We start from the raw sequence: 2352 nt of genomic DNA on the forward strand, positions 1-2352 counted from the left end.
AGGTAGGACCTCCCGCCCGAGACAGGACCGCGCACGGCCCTATCTCGACCCGCAGGCCCTATCTCGGCGAGAAGAAGACGAAGGAGCCACACCCATGCCCGTCGAGTTCCTCGGGATCGCCACCACCAACGACGCGTCCGAGACACGCGCCGCCACGACCCGCTCGTTCGACCCCGGCTACCTGGAGCGGATCGTCCGGGCGCACGAGGACACCGGCTGGACCCGCGTCCTGTTCGCCTACGGCTCGTCCGGCCCGGAGCCGGCGGCGCTCGCGGCGTACGTCGCCTCCCGGCTGCCGTCCATCGAGCTGCTGCTCGCGCACCGGCCGAACGTGTCGTACCCGACGTACGCCGCTAAGACGTTCGCGACGCTGGACCAGCTGTCCGGCGGCCGGCTGTCGGTGCACTTCATCACCGGCGGCAACGACCACGAGCAGGGCCGCGAGGGCGACACCCTGACCAAGGACGAGCGGTACGCCCGCACCCAGGAGTACATCCAGATCGTCAAGCGGGCCTGGACGTCGACCGAGCCGTTCGACCACCACGGCCGGTACTACGACTTCGCCGACTTCCACCTGGACATCAAGCCGGTCCACGGCCACGTGCCGACCATCTCGTTCGGCGGGTCCTCGGACGCGGCCTTTAAGGTCGGCGCCGCGGAGGCGGACATCTACGCCGTCTGGGGCGAGCCGCTGGACCGCACCCAGGAGCAGATCGACCGGGTGCACGCCGAGGCCACTGCCGCGGGCCGCGCCACCCCGCCGCGCATCCACGCCGCGTTCCGGCCGATCATCGCGCCCACCGAGGAGCTGGCCTGGGAGAAGGCGCACCGCGTGCTGGACGCGATCGAGGCCCGCAAGGCCGCGCTCGGCGGCGTGCTGAGCAAGCGGCACCCCATCGACGCCCCGCAGAACGCCGGCTCCCAGCGGCTGCTGGAGATCGCGGCGCAGGGCGACCGGTTCGACTCGGTGCTGTGGACCGCCACGGCCAAGGCCACCGGCGGCGCCGGCAACTCGAACGCCCTGGTCGGCACGCCCGAGCAGGTCGCCGAGGCGCTGCTGGCGTACTACGACCGCGGCGTCCGGATCATCTCCGCCCGCGGCTACGACCTGCTGGACGACGCGGTCGACTTCGGCCGGTACGTGATCCCGCTGGTCCGCGAGGGCGTCGCCGCGCGCGACCGCGAGGCCGCCGCCGCGGCCGCGGCCTGAGCGGGGCCGGCCGTGCGCTTCCAGCTGCTCGACATCGTCTTCAACCCGCCGCACCCGGTCACGGGCGAGGCGGTGCCGCCGGCGGACCGGCTGGCCCGGACCGTCCGGCACGCGGTCCTGGCCGAGGAGCTCGGCTTCGACTCGTTCGCCGTGGGGGAGCGGCACGCCGGCGACGTGCTGTCGTCGGCCCCCACGGTGATCCTCGGCGCGATCGCCGCGTCGACCAGCCGGATCCTGCTGTCGACGGGCGTCACCGTGCTGTCGCTGCTCGACCCGGTGCGGGTGGCCGAGGACCTGGCGACCGTCGACCAGCTGTCCCGCGGCCGGCTCGAGATCGTCATCGGCAAGGGCAACGAGGTGCTGCAGTACCCGCTGCTCGGCCTCGACCTCGCCAAGCAGTACGAGTACCTCGAGGAGAACTACGAGCTGCTCCGCCTGCTGCTGTCGCAGGAGGACGTGACCTGGGAGGGCCGGCACCGGCACCGCCTCGAGCACGCCACCACGCTGCCGCGGCCGTACGCCGGGCCGTTCCGGATCTGGCACGGCTCGGCCACCTCCCGGTTCGCCGTCGAGCTGGCGGCGCGGTGGGGCGACCCGATCGTCACCGCGAACGCCCTGCAGCCGCGGGAGAACTACGCCGTGCTGCTCGACCACTACCGCGAGCAGTACGCCGCGCACGGCCACGACCCGGCCCGGGCGTACGTCGGCTCCGGCTCCGGCGGGCTGTTCCTCGCCGACACCACCGAGGCCGCCGTCGCGCAGTACCGGCCGCTCTACCAGGGGCAGGTCGACGTGGCCGCCCGCCGGGGCTACGGCGCCGACGCGGTGGGGAAGGCGCCGTCCTTCCGCACGCTCGGGGACGCCGTCGAGCGCGGCCCCGCCCTGGTCGGCTCCCCGGAGCGGGTGGCCGAGAAGATCCTCGACTACCACGCGACCTACGGGCACGTCCTGCAGTCCGTCTCCGTGAACCACCTGCTCGACCCGGCGGAGCAGGAGGACGTGCTGCGCCGGTTCGCCGAGGAGGTCGCGCCGCTGGTGCGCGCCGAGGTGCGCACCGACCTGTGGTCCGCCGCCGACCCCGGCCGCGCCGCCGGCTTCACCGCCGTCGAGCACCCCGCCGCCGTCGTCCAGCGCGTCCAGCG

General features: G+C 73.9%; 2 protein-coding genes. Both read left to right on the forward strand.

Annotated features, from left to right (window positions below; translation table 11 throughout):
- Positions 1 to 94: 94 nt before the first annotated feature.
- On the forward strand, positions 95 to 1210 hold the full coding sequence (locus G6556_RS18405) for an LLM class flavin-dependent oxidoreductase (RefSeq protein WP_166944545.1): 1116 nt from the start codon (positions 95 to 97) through the stop codon (positions 1208 to 1210).
- 12 nt (positions 1211 to 1222) lie between these two features.
- Positions 1223 to 2352: LLM class flavin-dependent oxidoreductase (locus G6556_RS18410; RefSeq protein ID WP_166944547.1), on the forward strand; the 1130-nt coding region annotated here is incomplete at its 3' end.

This window comes from Cellulomonas sp. IC4_254, assembly GCF_011603975.1.
Taxonomy (GTDB): Bacteria; Actinomycetota; Actinomycetes; order Actinomycetales; family Cellulomonadaceae; genus Cellulomonas.